18 protein-coding genes are annotated in these 21,187 nt (G+C 60.5%); 4 read left to right on the top strand and 14 right to left on the bottom strand.

Annotated elements, in window-relative coordinates:
* The 13 genes from ACK59Z_RS20600 to tssB all read right to left on the bottom strand — a co-directional run.
* A partial coding sequence (locus tag ACK59Z_RS20600) for a toxin VasX (protein WP_409293621.1) occupies positions 1–354 on the bottom strand: 354 nt, incomplete at its 3' end.
* Positions 347–1,270, bottom strand: a complete 924-nt coding sequence (locus ACK59Z_RS20595) for a DUF4123 domain-containing protein (protein ID WP_108191269.1) — start codon at positions 1,268–1,270, stop codon at positions 347–349. The genes ACK59Z_RS20595 and ACK59Z_RS20600, both read right to left, overlap by 8 nt.
* Complete coding sequence (locus tag ACK59Z_RS20590; RefSeq protein WP_409293620.1) at positions 1,267–3,435, bottom strand: type VI secretion system Vgr family protein; 2,169 nt, start codon at positions 3,433–3,435, stop codon at positions 1,267–1,269. The genes ACK59Z_RS20595 and ACK59Z_RS20590 overlap by 4 nt, the downstream gene beginning before the upstream one ends.
* 74 nt (positions 3,436–3,509) lie before the next feature.
* Positions 3,510–4,025, bottom strand: coding sequence for an Hcp family type VI secretion system effector (locus ACK59Z_RS20585; protein WP_409293619.1), 516 nt, complete (start codon positions 4,023–4,025; stop codon positions 3,510–3,512).
* Between the two features lie 133 nt (positions 4,026–4,158).
* Positions 4,159–5,028 (bottom strand): type IVB secretion system protein IcmH/DotU, encoded by an 870-nt coding sequence (gene icmH, locus ACK59Z_RS20580; RefSeq protein WP_108191318.1) that lies wholly within the window; start codon positions 5,026–5,028, stop codon positions 4,159–4,161.
* A gap of 1 nt (position 5,029) precedes the next feature.
* Entirely contained in the window at positions 5,030–6,367 is a 1,338-nt protein-coding gene (gene tssK, locus ACK59Z_RS20575; RefSeq protein ID WP_108078403.1) for a type VI secretion system baseplate subunit TssK, read from the bottom strand.
* Positions 6,368–6,422: 55 nt separating this feature from the next.
* The gene (tssJ, locus tag ACK59Z_RS20570) at positions 6,423–7,220 is read right to left on the bottom strand and encodes a type VI secretion system lipoprotein TssJ (protein ID WP_108191319.1); all 798 of its coding nucleotides are present in this window, start codon (positions 7,218–7,220) and stop codon (positions 6,423–6,425) included.
* Positions 7,217–7,786 (bottom strand): FHA domain-containing protein, encoded by a 570-nt coding sequence (locus tag ACK59Z_RS20565; protein WP_108191320.1) that lies wholly within the window; start codon positions 7,784–7,786, stop codon positions 7,217–7,219. The genes tssJ and ACK59Z_RS20565 overlap by 4 nt, the downstream gene beginning before the upstream one ends.
* Positions 7,783–8,799, bottom strand: a complete 1,017-nt coding sequence (gene tssG / locus ACK59Z_RS20560) for a type VI secretion system baseplate subunit TssG (protein ID WP_108191321.1) — start codon at positions 8,797–8,799, stop codon at positions 7,783–7,785. The genes ACK59Z_RS20565 and tssG overlap by 4 nt, the downstream gene beginning before the upstream one ends.
* A complete protein-coding gene (gene tssF, locus ACK59Z_RS20555) occupies positions 8,763–10,529 on the bottom strand; it encodes a type VI secretion system baseplate subunit TssF (RefSeq protein WP_409293618.1) in 1,767 nt (588 codons plus the stop codon). Before tssF ends, tssG begins: the two co-directional genes overlap by 37 nt.
* Before the next feature lie 3 nt (positions 10,530–10,532).
* Positions 10,533–10,943 (bottom strand): type VI secretion system baseplate subunit TssE, encoded by a 411-nt coding sequence (gene tssE, locus ACK59Z_RS20550; RefSeq protein WP_010953542.1) that lies wholly within the window; start codon positions 10,941–10,943, stop codon positions 10,533–10,535.
* On the bottom strand, positions 10,940–12,430 hold the full coding sequence (gene tssC, locus ACK59Z_RS20545; RefSeq protein WP_108191322.1) for a type VI secretion system contractile sheath large subunit: 1,491 nt from the start codon (positions 12,428–12,430) through the stop codon (positions 10,940–10,942). Before tssC ends, tssE begins: the two co-directional genes overlap by 4 nt.
* A 17-nt stretch (positions 12,431–12,447) precedes the next feature.
* Complete coding sequence (gene tssB, locus ACK59Z_RS20540) at positions 12,448–12,951, bottom strand: type VI secretion system contractile sheath small subunit (RefSeq protein WP_033725935.1); 504 nt, start codon at positions 12,949–12,951, stop codon at positions 12,448–12,450.
* Between the two features lie 326 nt (positions 12,952–13,277).
* On the opposite strand from tssB, the gene vasI reads away from it, so the two are divergent.
* The 3 genes from vasI to tssM are packed head-to-tail and all read left to right on the top strand — an operon-like array spanning position 13,278 to position 18,996.
* Entirely contained in the window at positions 13,278–13,928 is a 651-nt protein-coding gene (gene vasI, locus ACK59Z_RS20535; protein ID WP_175442706.1) for a type VI secretion system-associated protein VasI, read from the top strand.
* Positions 13,916–15,379, top strand: coding sequence for a type VI secretion system protein TssA (tssA, locus tag ACK59Z_RS20530; protein ID WP_014859253.1), 1,464 nt, complete (start codon positions 13,916–13,918; stop codon positions 15,377–15,379). The genes vasI and tssA overlap by 13 nt, the downstream gene beginning before the upstream one ends.
* Positions 15,376–18,996 carry a type VI secretion system membrane subunit TssM gene (gene tssM, locus ACK59Z_RS20525; RefSeq protein ID WP_409293617.1) on the top strand — a complete coding sequence of 1,207 codons (3,621 nt, stop codon included), beginning with the start codon at positions 15,376–15,378 and terminating at the stop codon, positions 18,994–18,996. Before tssA ends, tssM begins: the two co-directional genes overlap by 4 nt.
* A 77-nt stretch (positions 18,997–19,073) precedes the next feature.
* On the opposite strand, the gene ACK59Z_RS20520 is transcribed toward tssM, so the two are convergent.
* Positions 19,074–20,927 carry an ABC transporter ATP-binding protein gene (locus tag ACK59Z_RS20520; protein WP_108191323.1) on the bottom strand — a complete coding sequence of 618 codons (1,854 nt, stop codon included), beginning with the start codon at positions 20,925–20,927 and terminating at the stop codon, positions 19,074–19,076.
* Between ACK59Z_RS20520 and ACK59Z_RS20515 the strand changes: the two genes are divergently transcribed.
* Positions 20,926–21,081: a hypothetical protein gene (locus tag ACK59Z_RS20515; RefSeq protein ID WP_181318777.1), complete on the top strand. Its 156-nt coding sequence runs from the start codon at positions 20,926–20,928 to the stop codon at positions 21,079–21,081. The genes ACK59Z_RS20520 and ACK59Z_RS20515 overlap by 2 nt on opposite strands.
* The last annotated feature ends 106 nt before the right edge of the window (positions 21,082–21,187 follow it).

The following is a 21,187-nucleotide window of genomic DNA, read 5'->3' as shown; positions in this document are numbered from 1 at the left end:
TACCCAGCCCGTGCTCTGGCCGGACAGGTAGCGCTCACGGCGGTGGTAGTCCTCCAGCCCTTGGTAGCGCAGCTCCTTGTAGAGGCCCGCGCCGACGTGCTCATGAATGACCAGCTTTTCGCCCAGAGTGCCTTTCATGAACACGTAGACATAGCCTGGGCGCAAAGCGCGGAGGGTGTAGGCCGAGTGCTGCAGCGGGGCGAAGCCTTGTTCCAGGTTGAAGCCTGCATCGGCATAGCGGCAGGCGGGGGCGTCGCCGGTGCGGGGTACGATGGCGTAGCGCACTGGCAGGATGGGCACACGTGCGCTGCAGGCAGGGCCGGAGGTGGCGCTGCTGACGGAGGCGTTAGTCATGGGCAGGTGCCTTGCTTTCGACCAGAGCCTGGAGCTCGCGAAGGCGGGCCTGGGGCGACTCTTCGAGGTTGGTGTAGATTTTTCCCGCCTTGTCATTGCTTATCAGCCACATGTGCCCGGCTATCAGCCGAATGAATTGGCCCGCAACTTCCTCGCTCCGGAAATTGAGGGCTGTCAGTTGCGGCAGGAGTGTTTCTATCCATAGGCGTATGTCCGCCAAGGTATGGTTGGCATGGGGCGGCATGGCCAAGACCTCATGAGCCAATGAGAGGACAAAGTGCTCGTGCATGCCTGCTTGCAGCCGATCAAGTTCAAGCTGCTGGAGGGTCAAAGGCAGCTCTGATTTTGAGCGGGCAGCAATCGGCTTGTTTTCGTGTGTTTTCCACTCATGAGCCGGCCCCCAGTTGACTCGCCATGCCAACCGAGACACTGGGCCAAGCCATACCTTGCGATGGTTGTCGTCCAGCGCATTCAGCCAGGCTGCAAGATGGTCCGGTGTGACATGGTGAGTGGCAACGCTCTGATCAGGGAGCACGACCTGCACCAGGCTGGTGAAGTGGTCTGCCAGCGCTGCCAGGCCAACCTCGGCATCCAGCGCGATAGCTCCACCGATAGGCATCCAGGTCGTGATTGCATGGGCAAGCAGCTCGTGAGCGTCTGCAATGTCCACCAGCAAAGGCCCAAACTCATGACGGTCATCCAGGGCGCTGTTCTTCCATAACCATGCCTTTTGAGTATTCCGGCTGACAGCGTTGATAAGCTCGAGTACCGATGGGGCATAAGCAGGAACCAGTTCACCTTCCTGCGGGATGGGCCGATAGGCCCAGTGCTCGATTGCCCTGGTCATGAGCAGCAGAAAGCGGCAGTTGTGAGCAAAGTCTTCGCTGCGCGGAGCAGGTGATGGCGTTGTAGTCATTGGCCTGGCCCTCGGATACAGCGGCAATCGGGCAGGGGGCAGGTACCATCAGGGCGGCGCCCACACAAGCGCTCCAGAGGCTTGCCGGTGTTCGGTGCACTGCTGATGGAAAAGGGGCTTGTCGTCCCATTTGCCGACTTGAGCATCTGGCCGGTGATGCGAATCGTCGGGCTGTCCAGGGTGATGCCCGTTTCGTCGATTCGAATGGAGCCACCAGGGCCTTGGATGACCACGGATTCCGAGGCTCGAAGCTCATAACGGCGAGTACGTCTGCGGATATCCCCACGGGCTTCCAGCTCGGCATGCCCTTCGACCCGTTGCTCGAAGTTGCCACCGATACGGGTGTGGTGATTGGCGGCGATCTGGTCGTGACGGTGATTGCCGATGTTTTCGATACGGTCCTTGGCGATCCTGATCGTGTGGTTTCTGCCGATGTCGAGCGCGGCGTCCTGCCCGATGGTGATGTGCTCGTCATTGCCAACCGTTTCCGTACGGTCGTGGCCGATCAGGATCGATTCGTCGTGATCGACCTGCTCTTTGCGGTCATTGCCGACCTGCGTAGTCTCATCGTGCTTGACCACATTGTTCTGGTCCCTCTGGGCATGAATGAACACTTCCTCCTGGCCCAGTTCGTCCTCGAAGCGCAGCTCGTTGAAGCCATCGCCCTTGTGGGTCTGGCTCTTGATGGTCATGCGGGTCTTGTGACGGGGAAGGTCGTACGGTGGCAGCTGGTTACCGCAGTAAGTACGGCCGGTGATCATCGGCTGGTCGGGGTCGCCGTTGACGTAGTGGATGATCACGTCCTGGCCAATCCGTGGGATGGCCATCGAGCCCCAGCTGCCGCCGGCCCAGCCTTGGGATACGCGTACCCAGCAGGAACTGAACGCGTTGTCCTGGCTTTCTCTGTCCCAGGGGAAGCTGACCTTGACCCGGCCCCATTCGTCGCAGTAGATCTCTTCACCGGGCGGCCCCACCACGGTGGCCATGTGCGGGCCGTCAACGCGTGGTTTGGGCAACGGGGCTGGGCGCCACTCGGTTCTGCCTGGCACCAGTACCGCCTTTTGCTCGTAACGTGTGCCCTGGTCGGCCCCGGCAGCTTCTTCCTGCAGGCTGGTGAACTGGCTGCCTTCGTGGCGAACCGTGCTGACCCGCCAATGCACATTCAGGTCTTCGCGCGGGTGGCCGGTCAGGGTGAAGCTCAGGCCTGGTTGCAGGCGCACATCGTCGCCTTGCACTTGGGCAATACGCACGTCATGGCGCAAGCCGGTGATGCGGTTTTCGGTGAACGGCTTGCCAACGGCATCGCGTTTGTAACGGCCGGGGTAGTCGAAGCACTCATAGTCCGTGGACTGGTGCTCAAGATACGGGCCCGAGGCCCTGTGTTCCTGACGATAGGCCGGGTGGGTGAAGGTGTAGTCGCGTTGAACCTGCCGTGCAGTACGCACTTGTTCGCTGTAGCGCAAGCGCCGTAGGCACGGTTGAGGCTGGTCGCCGCCGTGGTTGGAATGGTACAGCACGGTGTCCGGGGCTGACGGTTCACGCTCACGGTAGAAGCCTTCGGCGTCGTCCTCGTGTTTGATGACACCGTGACTTATCAGACCGAGTGACTGCAGTCTGTCGGTGATGATCAGCTTATGGCGTTTCTCATTGTGCTCGAAGCGGTAGACGAAGCCTTCTTCGGCCGCCAGGCGGGCGATGAAGTCGAGGTCGGTTTCGCCGGCTTGTACGCAGAATTCGCGCACCTGGTGGTCCAGGCTGGCGCGTAGTTCGTACTGGTCGATGCCCTGGCGCTTGAGCATCAGTTCAAGAATTTGCGGCACGGTCTTCTGCTGGAAGATGCGCCAGTTCGAACGCAGGCTGGCACGGGCCAGCTGTGGCTCGATCAGCGCGTCATAGTAGGTGCGGTAGAAGCCACTTTCCGCTTGGCTGAAACGACTGACCAAACCGTGCACGTAGCGTACTGGGCGTCCGCCTTCCCAGATGGTGAAGAGCACCGGTTTGTCGAGCAGGTGGCCGAAGTCGATATCGTTCTCGAAGCTGATCAATTTCAGCTCCAGTTCGAAGGGTGTGCTGATCCCTTCTCGTAGTTCGAACGACACCACTTCGAACTCAGCGTTGCCAACGAGTGCCTCAAAGCTGTAGCGCAAATCAGATTGGCTAGGCATAAAAGATCCTTGTCCGCCGTCTGAATCAACACAAAGCCCGGGCGGGCATGGCCTGCCCGGGGCATTTGCACAGGTCAGGCGGCGGGTGCGCGCCAGTCGTCAGAGCCTTCGGTATTGGCTACATCGTGAGCCCACGTGATCTTTCGATACGCCAGCGATACTTCAACCAGCTGGGTGTAGTTTTCATTGTCTTTGTCGAGTGCGTGGGGAAGCACGGTATTGATGCTGACGATGGTGGCGTCTTCGAGCATGGTGGTGAAAAAATGCTCTTGTTTGCCTTCCGACGAGGTGCGATACCAGCTGATCTCGACCGTTGGCAGCATTTCGCCGGTGGCAAGTGCCTGATACATCAGGGGCGTAGCTTTGTTCAGTGAACTGGTGAATATGAAAGGCTTATGCACGCGCTGGCCACTCGGTTGACCGCTCTGGGGGTCAGTGGGCGTAGTCACCTCATGCTTGATTTCCTGAACCAGAATCTGATCTTCATGGCCTTGTTGGAACACGTTGCCGACGGAGTCAGCGGTGAAGGCGCCAGCGGTGATGTTGCCTTGGGTCTGGCCTACGATCTTGATGTAAGCGGGTGTTGGCATGGCAGTTACTCCTGCGTCCATGTGGGTAAAGCACGCGCACCACGGGTGGCGTGGCCATCGGAAACGATGGGCTTGTCAGCGAGGCAAAAACCTCGCGAATTCGTTGAATTCAGTGGTGCTGTGTCACGGTTGGCTATTGCTGCAAGATGCCGTTCAGCGACTCCAGCACCTCGGTGGTGATCAGGTGCAGGCGGTAGCTGTAGATCCCGTAGGCCACCGCCATGGCGATGGCGGAAATCACCAAGGGGCTCCACCAGGGCCATTGCCGGTTCATGCGGAAGTTGCGTGGGGCCACATTGGCGTAGGGGTCGCAGACTTCTTCGGGGGTGGGGCCGCGCAGTTCGCGGATGATCCCGTGCAGTTGGTGAATCAGTGCGTTGAGTGTTTCTTCGCCTTTCGGCGCGAGCGCGTACTTGCCCTTCAGCCCAAGGCACAGGGCGTAGTACATGAACTCCAGTACGTCCTGGTAACGCTTGGGCTCCTGCATCAGGCGGGTAATCACCGTGAAGATTTTTTCCCCACCCCAGGTCTCGTCGTGGAAGATGCTGAGCAGCGGCTCCTGGCTCCAGCAGCTGCTCTTGCCCCAGGGGCGCTCCATAACGGCTTCGTCTATGAACAGGCACAGACCGTAGGAGTACGCCAGCAACTGAGCCGGCTCGTAACCGTGCTGGCGCATTTCTTCCTGGATGTTGTCGATCTGGCTGCGCACTTGCTGGTGCACGTCCTGGATGTTTGGCAGCTCGTCCAGCGTACGCAGGCGTATGACCAAGCCGAACAATGGCGATGCGGCATCCAGCATCAGGTTGGCGAAGCCGCCCCGCAGCTGAAACTCCGGGTCAGCGGGGTAGCCTTCGGAAACGGGCTCAGGCTCAGGTTTGTCCGTGGATACTTGCGCATTGGTTGCCGCAGCCCGGGGGGCGAGTACTGGCTTTTCAAGGGTTGAATCAAGCGCGTTGACTGCAGCGTTGTTTTCATCGGTGGGCGTATTGTTGTCATTTCCCATGTCACTCACTCCTGATCGCCCAGAACTGCAGTTCAAGCCCTGGGAAGTCGCCCGCAATGTGGATGCCGAAGCCATTCGCCTTGCTCATGCACGCCCAGGCCGGGTCACGTCGGTCCAGCTCGAAGTAGCTGAAGCCCGCATGGAAGGGCAGGTCGCGGGGCGCCACGGGTAATGGCAACAAAGGGATGCCCGGCAATTGCAGCGGCACCAGGTCATTCAGTGACTCAAGCGAGGTGATCTTGGCTTTCTGGATGAACATCTGGCGCAACGCCTGTGGTGGCATGCTGGCGCGCACGGCGAGGATGAAGTCGGCTTCGTCGATCAGCCGGCGGTCTTCCAGCGTGGTCGTCATCACGCCGAATTGTTCGCTCTCCAGCGGTAGTGAAACAGCGCGTGGCCGCAAGACGGTGCTCAGAGACCGACGCAAGGTGTCTTCCAGTGGTTTGAAAGAGGTGCGCAGCGCGGTGTGGTGATAGGCGGGGTACTCCTGCGGCAGCCTGTTCTGGTCGGTGAAGGTGACGAATTCGCCGCAGGCCTGGCTCATGCACAGGTACAGCTGTTCGGGGTGCGTTTGCGCTTGCCTGGCCAGATGCTGGAAGCATGGCCACCAACGGTTCATGGCCTGCAGCAGGTTGAAGTCGCGAATGTCGGCGATCCCGGACTGGCCCGATGCACCAATCCGCGTGGCGAGGCCGCGCGCCCGCTCGCGCAAGGTATGGGTGATTTCTTCAAGAAACCGCTGCAGCGCTGGCACCGCCCGCACCGAAACGCTGGTGGGGTAGAACGCTTCGTCCAGTTGCAGGCTGCCGTCGGGGCGCCGTTCCAGAATACGTGCCAGGGCCAGGCGGGTGTAGGCGCTGCTGTCTTCGGTCTTGCGTTTGAGCTGCAGGTTGGGCACCGCAAGGTCTACCTGCACCAGGTCACCGTCAGCGGTGTGGGTATCCTTGATTTCCTGTGCCTGGGCGGTATAGCGGAAATTGGCTGCATTGTCGGGCCAGCTCACTTCGCGGCCGCCATCTGTGCGCAGCGGCAGGCACAGATACACCTCACTGTCTTGGCACGCGTCGTCGCCGATTTCCAGCGGCGGCGGTGGCGGAAGGTCGGCGGGAATGTCGAACACCGTGCCGTCCGGCATTACACCTCGCGCCCGGGTGATGGCGACTTTGCCCAGACTCAGGTATTCGTCGTTCAACTGAAGTTCGCTGAAGCCGTAGAAGGCTGCATTGAGGCTGGCGAGGCGCTGGTGCAGGGCTGCTTCGCTGGCCCTTGTCGCCTGCTGGAAATGCTGTGGTTTGACGAACAGGCCTTCGGGCCAGAGAACGGGATTGCGTGAACTCATGGGCGCTCCGTGTCAGCGTGAGTAAGCAGGAAGGGCAAAGGGTGTTGAGGCGCCATCAGTCTTCTTCCTTGAGCACGATGTGCGTGTCGTTGACCAGCACCGACAGCATGATCTGGCGGCCACGCGGCGGAATGCGCAGAACTTGCCGCCAACTGGCGTTTTCATGCCCTCGGTAATCGGCAATCACCGCGACGAAGCGGGTTTCGGCGTGGATAGGCTCGAACGGGATGTACTTGAACTGGCCAGGGCGCAGCAGGTAATCGTCACTGCGGATGTAGGTGCTGCGCAGCGCTTTGGCCGGGTCCTGCTCCAGTAGCTGGTACACGGTGTTGCGCAGCAGTGAGTCGTCGCGCAGTTGCAGGATCGTGATGGCAATGGGCGTAGCGACCAGCGCTGAGGCAGCGCTTGTGGTGCGCGGCAAGGTCAACGCCACTTGAGGGTCGTCGTAGCTGCCGGGGCCGCTTTCTTCCAGGGGCGAGCGCGCCGGGTCGCTTTCGTCTCCTTCGTCCAGCTCGACGGGGGACATGGCCGGGAATTGCGCTTGCAGGTATTCGAACAGAACCCCGATTTTTTCGGTCAACGCATAGGGGTCGCCAGCACTCAGGGTTACAGCGTAGGGGCTGGGCTCCAGGGCGCTATCCTGTTCGGCTGCGACGTCAAGGCTGTTCGGATTGCCGTTGAGGGTAGGGCTGGCATTGATGCTGAATGCGACCTCGGTCGGGTGATCCTTGGGCGGCCCAATGGGCAACGAGTGGTCCATGGCCACCTGGCTCATTCTGCTCAAAGAGGTACAGCCGGTGGGCACGACCAGCGCAAGCAGCAGGGTGGCGAGCAGAAGTGGATGAGGCTTCATGGGTATGCTCCGGCAATCAGGCGCTGCAGCGGGCTTTCTCGGAGTGCCCCTTCACCGTCTGCTGCGTCCAGCGCTGCCAGAGGGTCATTCCCCATGGCTGCTTTGAAGACCGAGGAGATCTCGATGGCTGGTTGGGGGGCAGAAGGCTGTGCCGGCCAAGCGGGTGCAGGCGCTTCCGCTATCAGGCGGTCGAGCACCCTCGGGTCCGGGTTGAACAGGTCCTCCAGCGAGCGCGTGCAGGCCTGATCCTGGGTGTACTGAACCTGTAGCCGATAGGTACCAATGAGAAGCTGGTCACCCTCAACCAGGCGTCTGGGTGGAAGCGGCCCCAGGCTGTTGGCACTGCCATTGAGGTAGGTGCGGTGGCAGTGGTCGATCACACAGAAGCTGCCTTCGATCCAGCGGATTTCGCAGTGGATGGGCGCAACGGTCTGATCGCGGTCATTGATCTGCCAGTTTGCTCGCCCGCTGCCGATGGTGCCGCCCTTGCAATCGAACAGGTGCCGAGCAGTAACGCCGTGCTGCAGTTGGTCGAGGTTGGTGATGCTCAAGGTGACTGTGTTCATGAGCGCCCCCGGATGCGTACAACCGGGCTGATCTGGCCATGCCGGTCGTCGACGAAGCTGGTCCAGCCCAGGTATGCGCCCTGGCTGCGGTGCAAGCAGAAGGGGGACAACGCGCTCGGCTTAAGGCGCAGTTCCAAGTCGTAGGCCAGCCCGTCACGCAGCAGAAAGTCGATCAGTGCACGCAAACGGCCGAAGTTGATGCCGCTGGGCAGCAAGTCCCGCAGCTGTGTCTGGTCGAGTTCGCTGATCACGATGGTGAACTTGCTGCTGCGAGTGCGCGTGCGGCTGCCGATCATGAACGTGCTGCCCAGCTGGCCGTTGGTCCGCCCCAGCCTTGCAAGCTGCCTGGACGGCGTGACGACTGATCGCGTCTCGAACTCGCGGATGTGCACCTGCTTGAGGTCGAAGCAGTGCGCAATGATGCCGGCCACAGTGCCCGGCGCACGGCTGCGGCTGGCGATCACGCCGGCAAAACTGAGCAGGCGGCTCCAGGGCAGCGCCGTGTCCCCTCGCAACTGCTTGTCGTTAAGCCCCAGCAGGGCAAACACGTACTGCGAGAACCCGTCACTGGCACCTGGCTGGAAGCGGATGTAATAGCGGTACTTGCGCCAGATACGGTGCAACAGGCTGAGCAGGTAGTGGTTGAAGAAGTCGAAGAAGGCCGGCCGTACACCGATGCCATGCGCATGTTCATACGCCACCTGTTCCAGGTAATAGGTGGGCAATGGCGAATCGGTGCCGTGCAACCCCAGGAATGTGGCAATGATGCGGTAGCGCGCTTCCTCAGCGGGCATCCGCTGGGCTTTGTACACGTCCGAAACAGGGAAGGTCAGCCGTGGGTCGCAGGCCAGGCGCACGCGCCGCCGGGTGGCCTTGTCCGGCCAACGGGGTTCCAGGTCATCGCCATGCAGCCCGTGCAACCGCTCCAGCAACTGGAAGAAGTTGTACTGGTGCGCTTCGCAAAGCAGCTTGTCGGCTAGATCAGCGGTTGCTTGCCGGTCTGTATTGGCCATGTGTAGTGCTCGTTATTGGTGGTGTTGATCACTTCCAGCTGGTGGAAGGAATTGATGCTGGCGTACAGGGCGAAGAAATGAGCGAGCACACAGCTGAACAGGTACAAGTCGCCTTCGCAGAGGAAGGCGGTCTGGTCCAGTTTCAGCCGGGTGTGCAGGCCGCGAATGGGTTGCCCCTTGATCAGCCAATCCATGGGCTGCGTATGAATGTCGCGCATACCCTCCAGGCGTTTACGGGTGGTGCGGGCCTGCTGGATGTCGTGCAGGGCCATGAAGTCGTAGGCGCGGATCACCGCTTTCAGCGGCTCTACCGAGAGCAAGGACAGGTAGTTGAGCGACATGTTGGAGATCAATGCCCACTGCAACTGGCCGTCCAGCACCGGGCGACAGGGGCGGGGGGGTGTACAGGGATTGGTGTAGGTGGCCAGAGGGGGGGTTAGGTCGGGGAGAACGTTGATGTCATCCAGTCCCCGCGCCAGCGGGAGGTGCCCATTAGTGCAAAGGAGGTCGGGGGACGCGGTTTCCAGCTCGCCTATGTAGCTGTTGGCGTCGGCGCGGACGAAGGCGATTCGATGCATGACGCCATTGCCGTGCAGGCACTCTTCCAGCTGGCAGCGGTAATACAGCGCCGTGCGCCCCTGGACGTGCTCGATTTCATGGGCGAATGACTCGAAGGGACGGAAGGTCCGAAGGTGCTCACCGGTGTTCCCGTCAGTCGTCGTTCGGGTGCTGATCACCTGGTCGACACTGAAGATTTCGTAGCCGTACGGCGCTGTGCCCTTGGGCTTCAGTGGAACCATGGCGTCCTTGCCGGACAGGTCGATGGGCTCGGCGCTGTGCTGGAACAGGTTGACCGCAGGTGCGCAGAACAGGTTGAAATCTGCTTTGTCGACACGCAGCGAGTCGGGTAGCTGGCGCGTGAAGTGAAATTCGAGGTTTACCTGCTGGCTGTCATGAGCTGGCCAGATCTTTTCAAGCCCAGTAACGCTGAAAAAGTGGAAGCGTTGGGGGAATGCGAAGTATTCCTGCAGGATCCGGTAGCCATCAAAGACGTTCTGTGGGTAAGGCAGCAAGGCGTCGTTGGGGCTGAACCCTGGGAATGCGATGCTGTTTGCCGGCAGCCGACGAACCACGTCATTGATGGTCACGCTGACATGCTTGAGGTATTGGGAAACCCACAGGTAAAGCGTGCGGGCGGTACGAGTATCGCCGCTGAGGTAAAAGTCGAGGCTGGTACAGCCCAGGCTGTTCAACGGCCGCTCGGCCAGTGATTGAAGGCCGATGCAGATCACAGAACTGTCGGATGTCTGGGTGGCTGCCACCGTGTCGATCTCGAACGGATGAATGTTGACCGCTGTGCAGGTGCGGAACTCGCAGGCCACGCCGTCTACCGGTTTCGAGAACAGCCGCGACCCCTTTGGGATGCGCTGTGACTGGCTGAGGGATTGCCTCACCGGGCTGAACTTGATGATCGTCGCGCTGGGCAGCGGCCGCAGGTAGTTCGGCCAGAGCAACTGCAGCATGGGATGGGTCAGCTCTGGCAAGTCGTCTTCCAGCTTCAGCCGTAGCTTGGCGGTCAGGAACGCAAAGGCTTCCATCAGGCGTTCGACATCGGGGTCGCTGGCACCTTTGCCAAGCAACCGCGCGAGTTGTGGGTTGTCCTTGGCAAAGTCGTTCCCCAGTTCGTGCAGGTAACGCAGTTCTTCGCTGAAACGGTCTCTCAGTGACATGGGTCACCTCACGCGCGTGTAGCGGTTGTGCCCATCGACCAGCAGCTCGAGTTGCAGCTGCTCTGCGTGGTTGTTGACCTGTACCAGGCAATCCAGCCTGAAATGCAGCTCCAGCGGGGCATGGGTATCGGGCACTGCGTTGAGCGTGCGTACCTGTATGCGCGGCTCGAAGCGCTGGAGTGTGCGGCGGATATCCGCGCTCACCTGCACAAGCAAGTCGCCGTTGCTCACGTCATGCCCGTTGAAGTCGCGCAGGCCCAACTCAGGGCTGCTCTGGGAGCACCCCTGGCGGGCATTCAGTAGCGTTTCGAGGTGGCGCTTGATGGCGGCGAACTTGTGGGAAGCGCTCTCGCGTCGGGAGGCCTCTCGGCGGGTGCACTGGTCCACCATCAGGCGATCAAAAAGACCACTCATTGCGTATCGAGCCGCCCGACCAGGGAAATCTCGAAGTTCGCGCCCATGTACTTGAAGTGCGGACGTACGGCGAGCGAAACCTGGTACCAGCCCGGGTCACCCGCAACATCCGAGACCTCAATACGGGCGGCACGCAGCGGCCGGCGGCTGCGAACGTCGGCAGACGGGTTCTCCTGGTCGGCGACGTACTGCTTGATCCATTTGTTCAGCTCGGACTCAAGGTCACGGCGCTCTTTCCAACTGCCGATCTGCTCGCGCTGCAGCACCTTGATGTAGTGGGCGAGCCGGTTGACGATGAACAGGTAGGGCAACTGGGTACCCAGCTTGTAGTTGGTCTGTGCCTGAAGCCCCTCAGGGGTTTTCGGGAAGTGCTTGGGCTTTTGTACCGAGTTGGCGGAGAAGAACGCGGCGTTGTCGCTGTCTTTGCGCATGGTCAGGGCGATGAAGCCCTCTTCGGCCAGTTCGAATTCCTTGCGGTCGGATATCAGCACCTCGGTAGGAATCTTGGCCTGCAACTGGCCCAGGGATTCGTACAGGTGGACCGGCAAGTCTTCGACAGCACCGCCGGATTGGGGGCCGATGATATTCGGGCACCAGCGGTAGCGGGCGAAGCTGTCGTTGATGCAACTGGCTAACAGAAAAGCAGAATTGCCCCACAGGTAGTTGTCGTGCTGCCCGGCGATGCCTTCGTTGTAGTTGAAGCTCTCGATCGGTTGTTCCTGCGGGTGGTAAGCGGAGCGAAGCATGAAGCGCGGCCCGGTCAGGGCGACGTGGCGGGCGTCTTCGCTTTCACGAAAAGCGCGCCACTTGGCATGCCGAGGGCCGGCGAAGAGGTCTTTTATTTCCTTGAGGTTAGGCAGCTCCTCGAAGCTGTTCAAATTGAAGAATTCGGGGGCAGGTGCAGCAAGAAAAGGGGCATGGGACATGGCGCCAACGGAGGCCATGTAACTTAGCAACTTGATGTCAGGGGAAGAGGGGCCGAAGTTGTAGTTGCCTACCATGGCCGCAACCGGCTCTCCCCCGAATTGGCCATAACCCGCGGTGTAAACATGCTTGTAGATACCGCTGCAGGTAATGTCAGCAGCATTTTCGAAGTCGTCGAGCAGGTCCTCTTTCGTGATATGCAAGACTTCAAGCTTGATGTTCTCCCTGAAGTCCGTGCGGTCGACCAGAAGTTTAAGGCTGCGCCATGATGATTCAAGCTGCTGGAACTCAGGCTGATGCAGAATGGCATCCATCTGATTGCCGAGCATTCGGTCGATCTCGGCAATCATCTGGTCGGCTCGGTGCTTGTTGATCAGTTGATCTGGGTCATTGCTTTTGAGTATTTCGGTGATGAAGGCAGATACGCCCTGCCTGGCAATCTGGTAGCCCTCCTGGGCAGGTACCAGTTTGGTTTCTGCCATGATCTGGTCGAGCAGGGTGGCATTGCTCAATGTGTCGGCCGTTGCGTCTGTGGTGATGGCGGTGCTGCTTGGCTTGGGCATGTGGACGCTCCGTTGTCTCAATCTTGTTCTGGCGCCTCGAGCACCAGGTCCAGTTCTTGGGCGAGCTGCTTACGCGCCTGCTCGTTGTTAAGCAGGTGCTGCAATTGCTTGCGGAAGGCCGGGACGTTACCCAGCGGGCCTTTCAGGGCGACCAGTGCTTCGCGCAGCGCCAGCAGCTTGTTCAGCTCGGGCACCTGGCGCGCGATCCGGTCCGGCCCGAAATCGTTGATGGACCTGAACTGCAGGTGGACGGCCAGCTCGGTATCCGGGGCGGTGCCAAGCCTGGACGGTACCGTTACGTCCAGGCTCACGTTGGCGTCGTTCAACACGCTGTTGAATGTATGTTTATCGATGCGCATGACCTGACGGTCCTCAAGCGCACGGTTGTCATCCAGGCCGAAGTCGCCCAGCACCAGCATCTTGTGCGGCAGCTCCACCTCAGCCTGCTCATCGCTGGTAGCGGGGACATACTTGATATTGACGCGTTCTTTCGGCGCAACGGATCCCGTATTTTTAGACATCGGTACGCAACTCCCTGTTGGGCTGTAGGATGTTCAGGTGCTAGTTGTGTTTATTGTTGTCTCGGTCTTGTAGGAAGATTCCCACATATGATTAATGGGTTGGGTTGTTTGTCCATTCCCTATGAAAACGATGCACGGAAGCGTGCTCTTTGGTCGAGCTTTAAGATGTAAAGAAATATTTGTTTGTGTGCATTCGGTACTGTGTAATAGGCTTCTGCTGGATTTGTTTTAATTGGTCGCGCGGGTGCATGGGCATTGCTATCTATTTGTAGGAAAGTTCTTTGCGTCATATAGGCCATTTGTACTATTCAGAGAGTAAATTCAGGATGATTAACCGCTGTGCATATGGCGCTGGTCTCTCGTTGCTGTTTTGTCTGCAGCCGGTGCTGGCAGGCTCCACGCGGGAATGTCCCCGGATCGTGTCCAACGTCGAGCGACTGGCCTGTTTCGATCAGGCTGCTGGCACCCCGGCGTACACGCCAAAACGGCAGTGGTCTGCACCGGAGCAGCAGGCCCCCACGGTGTTGCGTGTGATGGCAAATGAAGCTGAACGGGCACCGGATGACCTGACGTTTCGCATCGGGAGCCAGCCTCAGGACGGGGCAGGCGCACCAGCGCTTGTGATTTCGGCGCCCGCCATCGCATCGGGTGATGAACGTGCCTACATGGCAATCAGTTGCATACAGGCCATCTCCCGGCTGCAGCTGATTGCCAGGCGTCCGATCGAAGCAAGCTGGGTCAAGGTACGCCTGAGCGGGGAGGGCTGGTCTACCCGTGAGACGCCCTGGCAAGTGATGGAGAACGGCCAAGTGCTCGATGCCGGGCGCGGCCTGCCCGCCATCGAGCAGATCAGGAAGCTGATCGGTGCCCAGCGTATCGAGGTTGTGAGTGATCACGGCGAGGTCGACGGGCTGACCTTCGATGCGCAAGGCCTGGACCCCTTGATCAGCCGGGCGCGAAGCACATGTCGGTGGTAGCGCAGGTATCCAGGGAAGAGGTCACTCGGTTGCTCGCGCCGATTGATCCGGCAGTTCCGGCTGGCCTGTTCGATGTCGAGGACGAAACCTATCAGGCCATTGATCAGGAGATGGTCAAGCTGGGTGGGCTGCAGGAAGCCTCGATCGACTGGGTCTACATCGAAGACGCGTCCCGTCAGTACCTGAGCCAGCAATGCAAGCACTTGCGAATCGTTGCGCACCTGAGTGCCGCATGGTTGCGTAGCGGCTGCTGGGAGCAGTGGGGATGCACCTTGGCGTTGCTGGCCGGCATGCTCGAGTGCTATTGGGAAGCCGCTCATCCCAAGCCGGGACCGAAAGGCTTCCTGGGCAAACGCAAGCTGGTTGCCCTGGTGATCGATCGCTTGGCCGAGGCGCTACCGCGTCTTGATCGTTTTACCTACACCCCGACCCACGCAGCGGCAGCGCAGGCTGCCTTGAAACGCCTGCAACAACAGGAAACGGTGCAGCTGGACACGGCAGCACTGGGCGAACTTGAGCGCCTGCTAGGCAAGTACTCGGAACTTGCCAACGGTGTTGGCGAGGCTGCTGTGCCCAAAGCGCCGGCTGCAACCGAGAAGCCTGCGCCGTTGGCCGATGTCATCGCCACACCCGTGTCACGCATGTCGATGGGCAATGAGCGTGAGACACGGCGGGCCGTGCTGTCCATGGCCGAGCTCATCAACCAGCAGGACCCTTACGACGCTACCGGCTATCAGTTACGGCGTTTCGGTTTGTGGGCGCACATTCAGATTGCTCCCCAGGTCAGGCAGGGCAACCGTACGGAATTGATGGCGGTGCCGCTGGACATCACGCGGGTCTATGAAGAGGCCATTGCCAGTAAGGCGGTTGACCCCGCCTTGCTGCAGCGTATTGAAAAGAGCCTGACGGCTTGCCCCTTCTGGATTCGTGGCAGCTTTCTGGCTGCGACCGTCGCCACACAGCTGGCGATGTGCGAGGTGGCCGAAGCCATCCGTTGTGCCACCGCCCGGTTTGTACAGCGCATGCCGTCGCTGCAGCAGTTGTGCTTCAGCGACGGGCTGGTATTTGTCGACGACCAGTGCCTGGCCTGGCTCAAGGGCACGCAAGGGCCGTCTGGCCAAGGTGCAACCCCCCAGGAGTTCAGCGGCTTGCGCGAGGAGTTGGTCAGCCAGCTGGAAACCGGTGGCGTAGAACCGCTGCTCCTTCGGCTGCAAGGGCTGCAAGCGGGCTTTCGTGCTCCCCGTGAGCGCTGCCACACCACCGTGATTGCAGCTGATCTGCTGGCCGCGCGGGGTGTGTCCTGGCTGGCCCAGGACCTGTGCGCCAACGTTGCCCGAACCATGCAGCAAACCACCGCCAGTGCGTGGGAGCCCGAGGTGTTTCAGCGGCTTCAGCAGTATGCGGCATCCCCAGTGCTGGCAGTTCAAGACAAGGATCAGGAGCCTCGATGAATCAAATATGGACGCAACTCAAACGTTGGGGCTGGCCGTGGGTAACGCGCATTGGCCTGGCGCTGCCGCTGCTGCTAGGGCTTGGCGCCTTGCTGATGCTGGTCGCTATCTGGTGGCTTGGCCCGCAATGGACGTGGCGGGAGCAGCAGCCGCTGGCAAGTGTGGCTCATCGCAGCGTGGCAAGCCTGGTGCTCGTGCTGGTGCCGCTTCTGTGCTGGCTTGGGGTGCTGCGCACGCGCTTTCGCCGCCTGCAAGCGGAGCGCCGGCAGGCACTGGCCGCCGAACAGGATGTCGCGCTACCGTTCGTGCAGGCGCAAGAGCGGGCCTTGAGCCAGGGGCTTGAGCGGTATCTCGACAATGCCGGTGGGCGACGCGCGTTGTACCGGCTGCCTTGGTACCTGGTGTTGGGCGACGAACAGTCCGGTAAAAGCAGCTTCATCGACCGCACCGATCAGCGCTTTACCCTGACGCGTATCGACCAGGCCCAGGCACGGGGCCGACAGGCTGAAGCACTGGCCTATCCGGTAGGCTGGTGGGTCAGCGACGATGCCGTGATCATCGACCCGCCCGGCGTTTTCATCAGTCAAAAACCACCGGTGGGCTCGGCGGCCAACGACCCCACCAATGCCTCCGCGCCGCCCGGCATCCAGGCCCGGTTATGGGAGCACCTGTTGGGCTGGCTGCAGCGTAAGCGAAGCCAGCGGGCGCTCAATGGTGTGTTGCTGGTGGTCGACCTGCCGGCGCTGCTGCATGGCAAGCCCGAGCAGCGGGTCGCGCTGGCCCATGGGTTGCGCACACGCCTGTACGAAGTGAGCAGTCAATTGGGCGCGCGCCTGCCGCTGTACGTGGTACTGACCAAATTCGATCTGCTGGACGGCTTCGACCAGTTCTACAGCCAGCTTCCGGCCGCCAAGCGTGAAAGCCTGTTGGGGTTCACCTTCAAGCTGGATGCGGTTGACGCGTTCGACGCTTGGCTGGATGAGTATGACGAGCACTACGGGCGGCTTCTCACCCAATTGCATGAGCAGGTCATCGATCGGCTGGATGTACTGGGCAAGACAGCACCGTGCGGACGCCTGTTCTCACTGCATGCACAGCTGATCGGGTTGCGCCCCATACTGCAGGCATTCTTGCGCGAAACCCTGGCGAGTGACCGGTTCACCACGCCACCCTTGGTGCGTGGTGTGTACTGGTCGTCAGTGGTACAGCAAGGCGACATGCGCAATGCCTTTGTCCGTGAAGCGGCTCAGCCCTACACGACGAAGCTACCCCTGCGTGAAGGTAAAGCACAGGGGAAGGCGTTGGTCTATTTCATCCAGCAAGCATTCAGGCGGGTTATTTACCAGGAAGCCGGGCTGGCGGGCGACAATGTTCGGGTAGCGCGCAGCAAGCGCCACTTGTTGTGGGTGGGCTCTGGTGTGGGCATCCTGGCGTTCAGTATCGCCATTGCCAGCTGGCAGCGTTACGCCGAGATCAATGGCGCCAAGGCTGCCAGTGTGCTCGCCAAAAGCCAGGAGTACGGCGGTCACGAAGTCGATATGCGTCTTGATCCGACCGGGCGCAACCTGCTGGCGCCACTGGACCAGATTCGCGATGCGGTGGCGGTGTTTGGCGACTATCGTGCGGCCTGGCCGGTGGTTGCCGATTTTGGCTTGTATCAAGGGCGCAACATTGGTCCCTTGGTTGATGAGGCGTACCTCAGCTTGTTGTCGAAACGTTTCTTGCCGGCCTTGGCCAGTGGTGTGATCGATGCCATGAACGCTGCACCCCCTGGCAGTGAGCAACAAATGGCCGCGCTCAGGGTTTACCGGATGATCGAGGACCGCAACAGCCGCCGGCCAGAATGGGTCGAGGACTGGATGGCCCGTCAGTGGCAACGGGCCTTTCCTGGCCAGGGTCAGTTGCAGCGTGACCTCATGCAGCATCTGAAGTACGCCTTGGCCTATGCCGATACCGATTTGCCGCAGTACCGCCAGCGGGTCAGCGAAGTGCAGCAGGCGTTGCGCAAATTGCCGTTGCCACAGCGGGTCTACGCAGGGCTGAAACAACAATCGTACGAGCAGGTGCACGCCGGGCTGGACCTGCGCCACCAGATAGGGCCTGCGTTCGATGTGGTGTACCAGCCGTCTTCCGGGTCAAGGCAAGGGGGGGAGGATGTAGGGCTGGCCGGCATGCTCACCGCCAAGGGCTTCAGGGATTACTTCGAGCCGCACAGCCAACGCTTCGCTGAAATGGCGATGGTTGATCAATGGGCATTGGGGGAGCGCAGTCAACTCGACTATTCGGACGTCGACCGCGATGCATTGACCGAGCGGCTGTATAACCTCTACAGCGCCGATTACATTGACAGCTGGCGGCGCGCCCTGAACGCGTTTACGGTGGCTGACTTCCGTGATCTGGACCATGGTGTCGCGATCCTGGAGCAGTTGACCGGCCCCGCAGCACCGTTGCAACGGCTGCTGGATACGGTCAGGGATAACACCTCGCTTGCGTCTCCAGCAGTTGTTGAATCACCGGGTGAGCTGAGTACGCTGCGGGTAGCAACCGGAAAACCCGAGCAACAGCAAGCGTTGGCTATCCAGCGGGCGTTTGCAGGCCTGGGCGCCATGCTGCAGGCGACAGGAGAAAAGCCGAGCTACTACGATGAAACCCTCGGCGCTGTTGCGGCCGTGCTGGACTACGCCAAGGCCGTACAGGACAGCCCGGACCGCGGCAAGGCCGCGTTGCAAGCCGTGCATCAGCGCTTTGCGATGACAGGGCAGGACCCGATCGGCACCCTGCAACGTGTTGCCACAGGTTTACCGGAGCCTATCAGCCACCAGGTCAGAAAGCTCGCCGACCAGACTGCCCAGGTGCTGAACGTCGAAGCACTGCGCGAACTGGAGCGACGTTGGGATGCTGACGTGTACAGTTTTTTCCAGCAACGCCTGGCAGGCCGCTACCCCTTTGTGGTGAAGGCACCCGATGCTTCTTTGGATGACTTCGAGGCGTTCTTCGGGCCGAAAGGGCGCCTGCAGCAGTTTAATGATCGGTATCTCAAGGTTTTCCTGAAGGACAACCTTGAGGCTTTGCAGTCCGCTCAGCACGGGCAATCCCTGATTCGTGCCGACGTGATCGAGCAGCTCGAGCTGGCGGAGCGCATCCGCGAAACCTTCTTCGATCAGCGTGGCAAGCTGAGTGTGCAGTTCAGCATCGAGCCCTTGGGGCTCAGTGCGAACCAGCGTACCAGCCTGCTGGACCTGGATGGCCAGTTGATTGCCTACACCCATGGCCCAAGCCATATCACGGGTATTGTCTGGCCCAATACCCTGGGGCAGCAGGTCCGTAGCAATCTCACCTTGCTAAGGCAAAATGGCAACAGCAGCAGCCTGGAGTACCGTGGCCCGTGGTCGATGTTCCGCTTGCTCAGCCGCGGCGCGCTCAATGGCCGGACGGCGACCAGCGTGGACCTGAGCTTCCGGACCGGAGATGGCGTGATGCGCTATCGGCTTAACGCTGAAAAAGCCTTCAATCCTATTACCCAGCAACCGTTCAAAGGCTTCCGCTTGCCCCGAGGCTTATTGCAACAGCCAGCCAATGGGGTGCAGGCGGCGCTATCGGATGAGCAGCGACTATGAACATCGTCAGGGGCGCAATGCATTGACTGGGCAGGCTTTCGAAGCCTGGGTATGCGCTGGCTGCCCCCGGCCTCTGATTACTCCACAGCCTCGGCCACGCCCCGATCCTCACCCAGGAACCCGCCACTCTGGTGCTGCCACAACCGCGCATAGGTACCCTGTTTTGCCAACAGTTCGGCATGGGTGCCTTGCTCGATGATGCGCCCTTCATCCATCACGATCAGCCGGTCCATGGCGGCGATCGTCGACAACCGGTGGGCGATGGCGATAACGGTCTTGCCCTGCATCATCTCATCCAGGCTCTCCTGAATGGCCACTTCCACCTCCGAGTCCAGCGCGCTGGTGGCTTCGTCAAGCAGCAGGATCGGTGCGTTCTTCAGCATCACCCGGGCAATTGCAATGCGCTGGCGTTGGCCGCCAGACAGCTTGATACCGCGTTCACCCACCAGGGTGTCATAACCGCTGTTGCCCTGGCGGTCGCTGAGCTGGCTGATGAAACCGTCGGCCTGGGCATTGGCCGCAGCAGCACGGATCTGTGCTTCGGTAGCATCGGGGCGGCCATAGGCAATGTTGTCGCGAATCGAACGGTGCAACAGCGAGGTGTCCTGAGTGACCATGCCGATGGCGCTGCGCAGGCTGTCTTGCGTGACCTTGGCGACGTTCTGCCCGTCGATGCGTATTTCCCCCTTATCCACGTCGTAGAAGCGCAGCAGCAGGTTGATCAAGGTGGATTTACCGGCGCCGGAGCGGCCGACCAAGCCGACTTTTTCGCCTGGACGAATGTGCAGCGTCAGCTCATTGAGCACCTGGCGCTCGCCGTTGTAGTTGAAGCTGACCTTGTCGAAACTCACCGCGCCACCCGTGGTTACCAGCTCTGCAGCACCCGGCACATCCTGCACCTTGGGGCCGCGGGTGAGGGTGGCCATACCGTCCTGCACGGTGCCGATGTTTTCGAACAGCGAGGTAATTTCCCACATGATCCAGTGCGACATACCGTTGACGCGCAAGGCCATGGCGGTAATCGCCGCCACGGCCCCGGTGCCAACCTGGCCTTGGTGCCAAAGCCACAGTGCGTAGCCACCGGCACCAAAGATCAAGCCCACCACCAACGCCTGGTTGACGATTTCGAACTGGCTCACCAGGCGCATCTGGCGAAAACCGGTCTGCTTGAAATCTTCCATGGCTGCGCGCGCAAAGTGCGCTTCGCGGTTGGAGTGCGAAAACAATTTTACCGTGGTGATGTTGGTGTAAGCGTCAGAAACCCGCCCGGTCATCGACGACCGGGCATTGGCCTGCTCTTGCCCGACCTTGCCCAGCCGGGGGACGAAATACAGCATGGCCAAGCCGAATAGCACGACCCAGGCAATGAAGGGCAGCATCAGTTTCAGGGCAAAGCCGCCGGCCAGGGCAATGATCGCGATGAAATACACGCCAATCCCGGGCAGGATTTCGATGAGGGTAAACAGTACATCGCGTACTGCCAGCGCCGTCTGCATCACCTTGGTAGTGACTCGGCCAGAAAACTCGTCAGAAAAGAACGACAAGCTCTGGCGCAACATCAGGCGGTGAAAATCCCAACGCAGCCGCAGCGGCAGGTTGATCGCCAGCACCTGGTGCTGAACCATGGTGCGCAGCGCCACCAGCCCGATGCTGACCACTAGGACGATGCCGATCCCCCACAGCACACGGCTTTCCTCGGGGCCAACAGTACCGCCTGCCTGCCAGGACGCGAGCAGGTCGACCACCTGGCCGAGGAACGCGAACAGCCAGGCTTCGTATATCGACACCCCGGCACTGAGCAGTGCCAGCGCCAGAATGTAGCCACGGGCGCCGCGGGTACAAGCCCACATGAAGCGCAACAGGCCAATGGGCGGCGGTGGTACCTCGTCGGGTGGGAAGGGGTCGAGCCGACGTTCAAAGATACGCAGCATGCTTGTCTCCGGAAAACGGTTTTTGCCTGGCCAATGCCCTGCCGGCTTGCCTTTGCCGACTCTTGTTTTTAACCCGGAAAAGGTCGGCCTTGGGGTGTTTGTTAACAAACCTTTGCAACTCATTACATTTCAGATTGATTTCATTCTGCCCTGATGCTGTATAATTGACGCGATTTTGTGCTTGGTATCCTTTTCGTCGTTTTTTTGACATGAGTCATAAGGCGTCAGCAGAGGATGTGACACATTCCGCCTTCAAACCG

This window comes from Pseudomonas sp. KCJK9058 (assembly GCF_046230975.1).
GTDB classification, from domain to species: domain Bacteria; phylum Pseudomonadota; class Gammaproteobacteria; order Pseudomonadales; family Pseudomonadaceae; genus Aquipseudomonas; species Aquipseudomonas alloputida.
The sequence above is the reverse complement of the archived record's forward strand: the minus strand, read 5'-3'. Positions and strand labels throughout refer to the sequence as shown.

What these genes read in the sequence shown, in the direction of transcription:
- tssG (WP_108191321.1), bottom strand. Translation starts at nt 8,799, where the DNA reads ATGGCCAATACAGACCGGCAAGCAACCGCTGATCTAGCCGACAAGCTG.
- tssA (WP_014859253.1), top strand. Translation starts at nt 13,916, where the DNA reads ATGTCGGTGGTAGCGCAGGTATCCAGGGAAGAGGTCACTCGGTTGCTC.
- icmH (WP_108191318.1), bottom strand. Translation starts at nt 5,028, where the DNA reads ATGGGAAATGACAACAATACGCCCACCGATGAAAACAACGCTGCAGTC.
- tssF (WP_409293618.1), bottom strand. Translation starts at nt 10,529, where the DNA reads ATGTCACTGAGAGACCGTTTCAGCGAAGAACTGCGTTACCTGCACGAA.
- tssC (WP_108191322.1), bottom strand. Translation starts at nt 12,430, where the DNA reads ATGCCCAAGCCAAGCAGCACCGCCATCACCACAGACGCAACGGCCGAC.
- ACK59Z_RS20565 (WP_108191320.1), bottom strand. Translation starts at nt 7,786, where the DNA reads ATGAACACAGTCACCTTGAGCATCACCAACCTCGACCAACTGCAGCAC.
- vasI (WP_175442706.1), top strand. Translation starts at nt 13,278, where the DNA reads ATGATTAACCGCTGTGCATATGGCGCTGGTCTCTCGTTGCTGTTTTGT.
- tssE (WP_010953542.1), bottom strand. Translation starts at nt 10,943, where the DNA reads ATGAGTGGTCTTTTTGATCGCCTGATGGTGGACCAGTGCACCCGCCGA.
- tssK (WP_108078403.1), bottom strand. Translation starts at nt 6,367, where the DNA reads ATGAGTTCACGCAATCCCGTTCTCTGGCCCGAAGGCCTGTTCGTCAAA.
- ACK59Z_RS20595 (WP_108191269.1), bottom strand. Translation starts at nt 1,270, where the DNA reads ATGACTACAACGCCATCACCTGCTCCGCGCAGCGAAGACTTTGCTCAC.
- ACK59Z_RS20515 (WP_181318777.1), top strand. Translation starts at nt 20,926, where the DNA reads ATGCTTGTCTCCGGAAAACGGTTTTTGCCTGGCCAATGCCCTGCCGGC.
- tssB (WP_033725935.1), bottom strand. Translation starts at nt 12,951, where the DNA reads ATGTCTAAAAATACGGGATCCGTTGCGCCGAAAGAACGCGTCAATATC.
- tssJ (WP_108191319.1), bottom strand. Translation starts at nt 7,220, where the DNA reads ATGAAGCCTCATCCACTTCTGCTCGCCACCCTGCTGCTTGCGCTGGTC.
- ACK59Z_RS20585 (WP_409293619.1), bottom strand. Translation starts at nt 4,025, where the DNA reads ATGCCAACACCCGCTTACATCAAGATCGTAGGCCAGACCCAAGGCAAC.
- tssM (WP_409293617.1), top strand. Translation starts at nt 15,376, where the DNA reads ATGAATCAAATATGGACGCAACTCAAACGTTGGGGCTGGCCGTGGGTA.
- ACK59Z_RS20520 (WP_108191323.1), bottom strand. Translation starts at nt 20,927, where the DNA reads ATGCTGCGTATCTTTGAACGTCGGCTCGACCCCTTCCCACCCGACGAG.
- ACK59Z_RS20590 (WP_409293620.1), bottom strand. Translation starts at nt 3,435, where the DNA reads ATGCCTAGCCAATCTGATTTGCGCTACAGCTTTGAGGCACTCGTTGGC.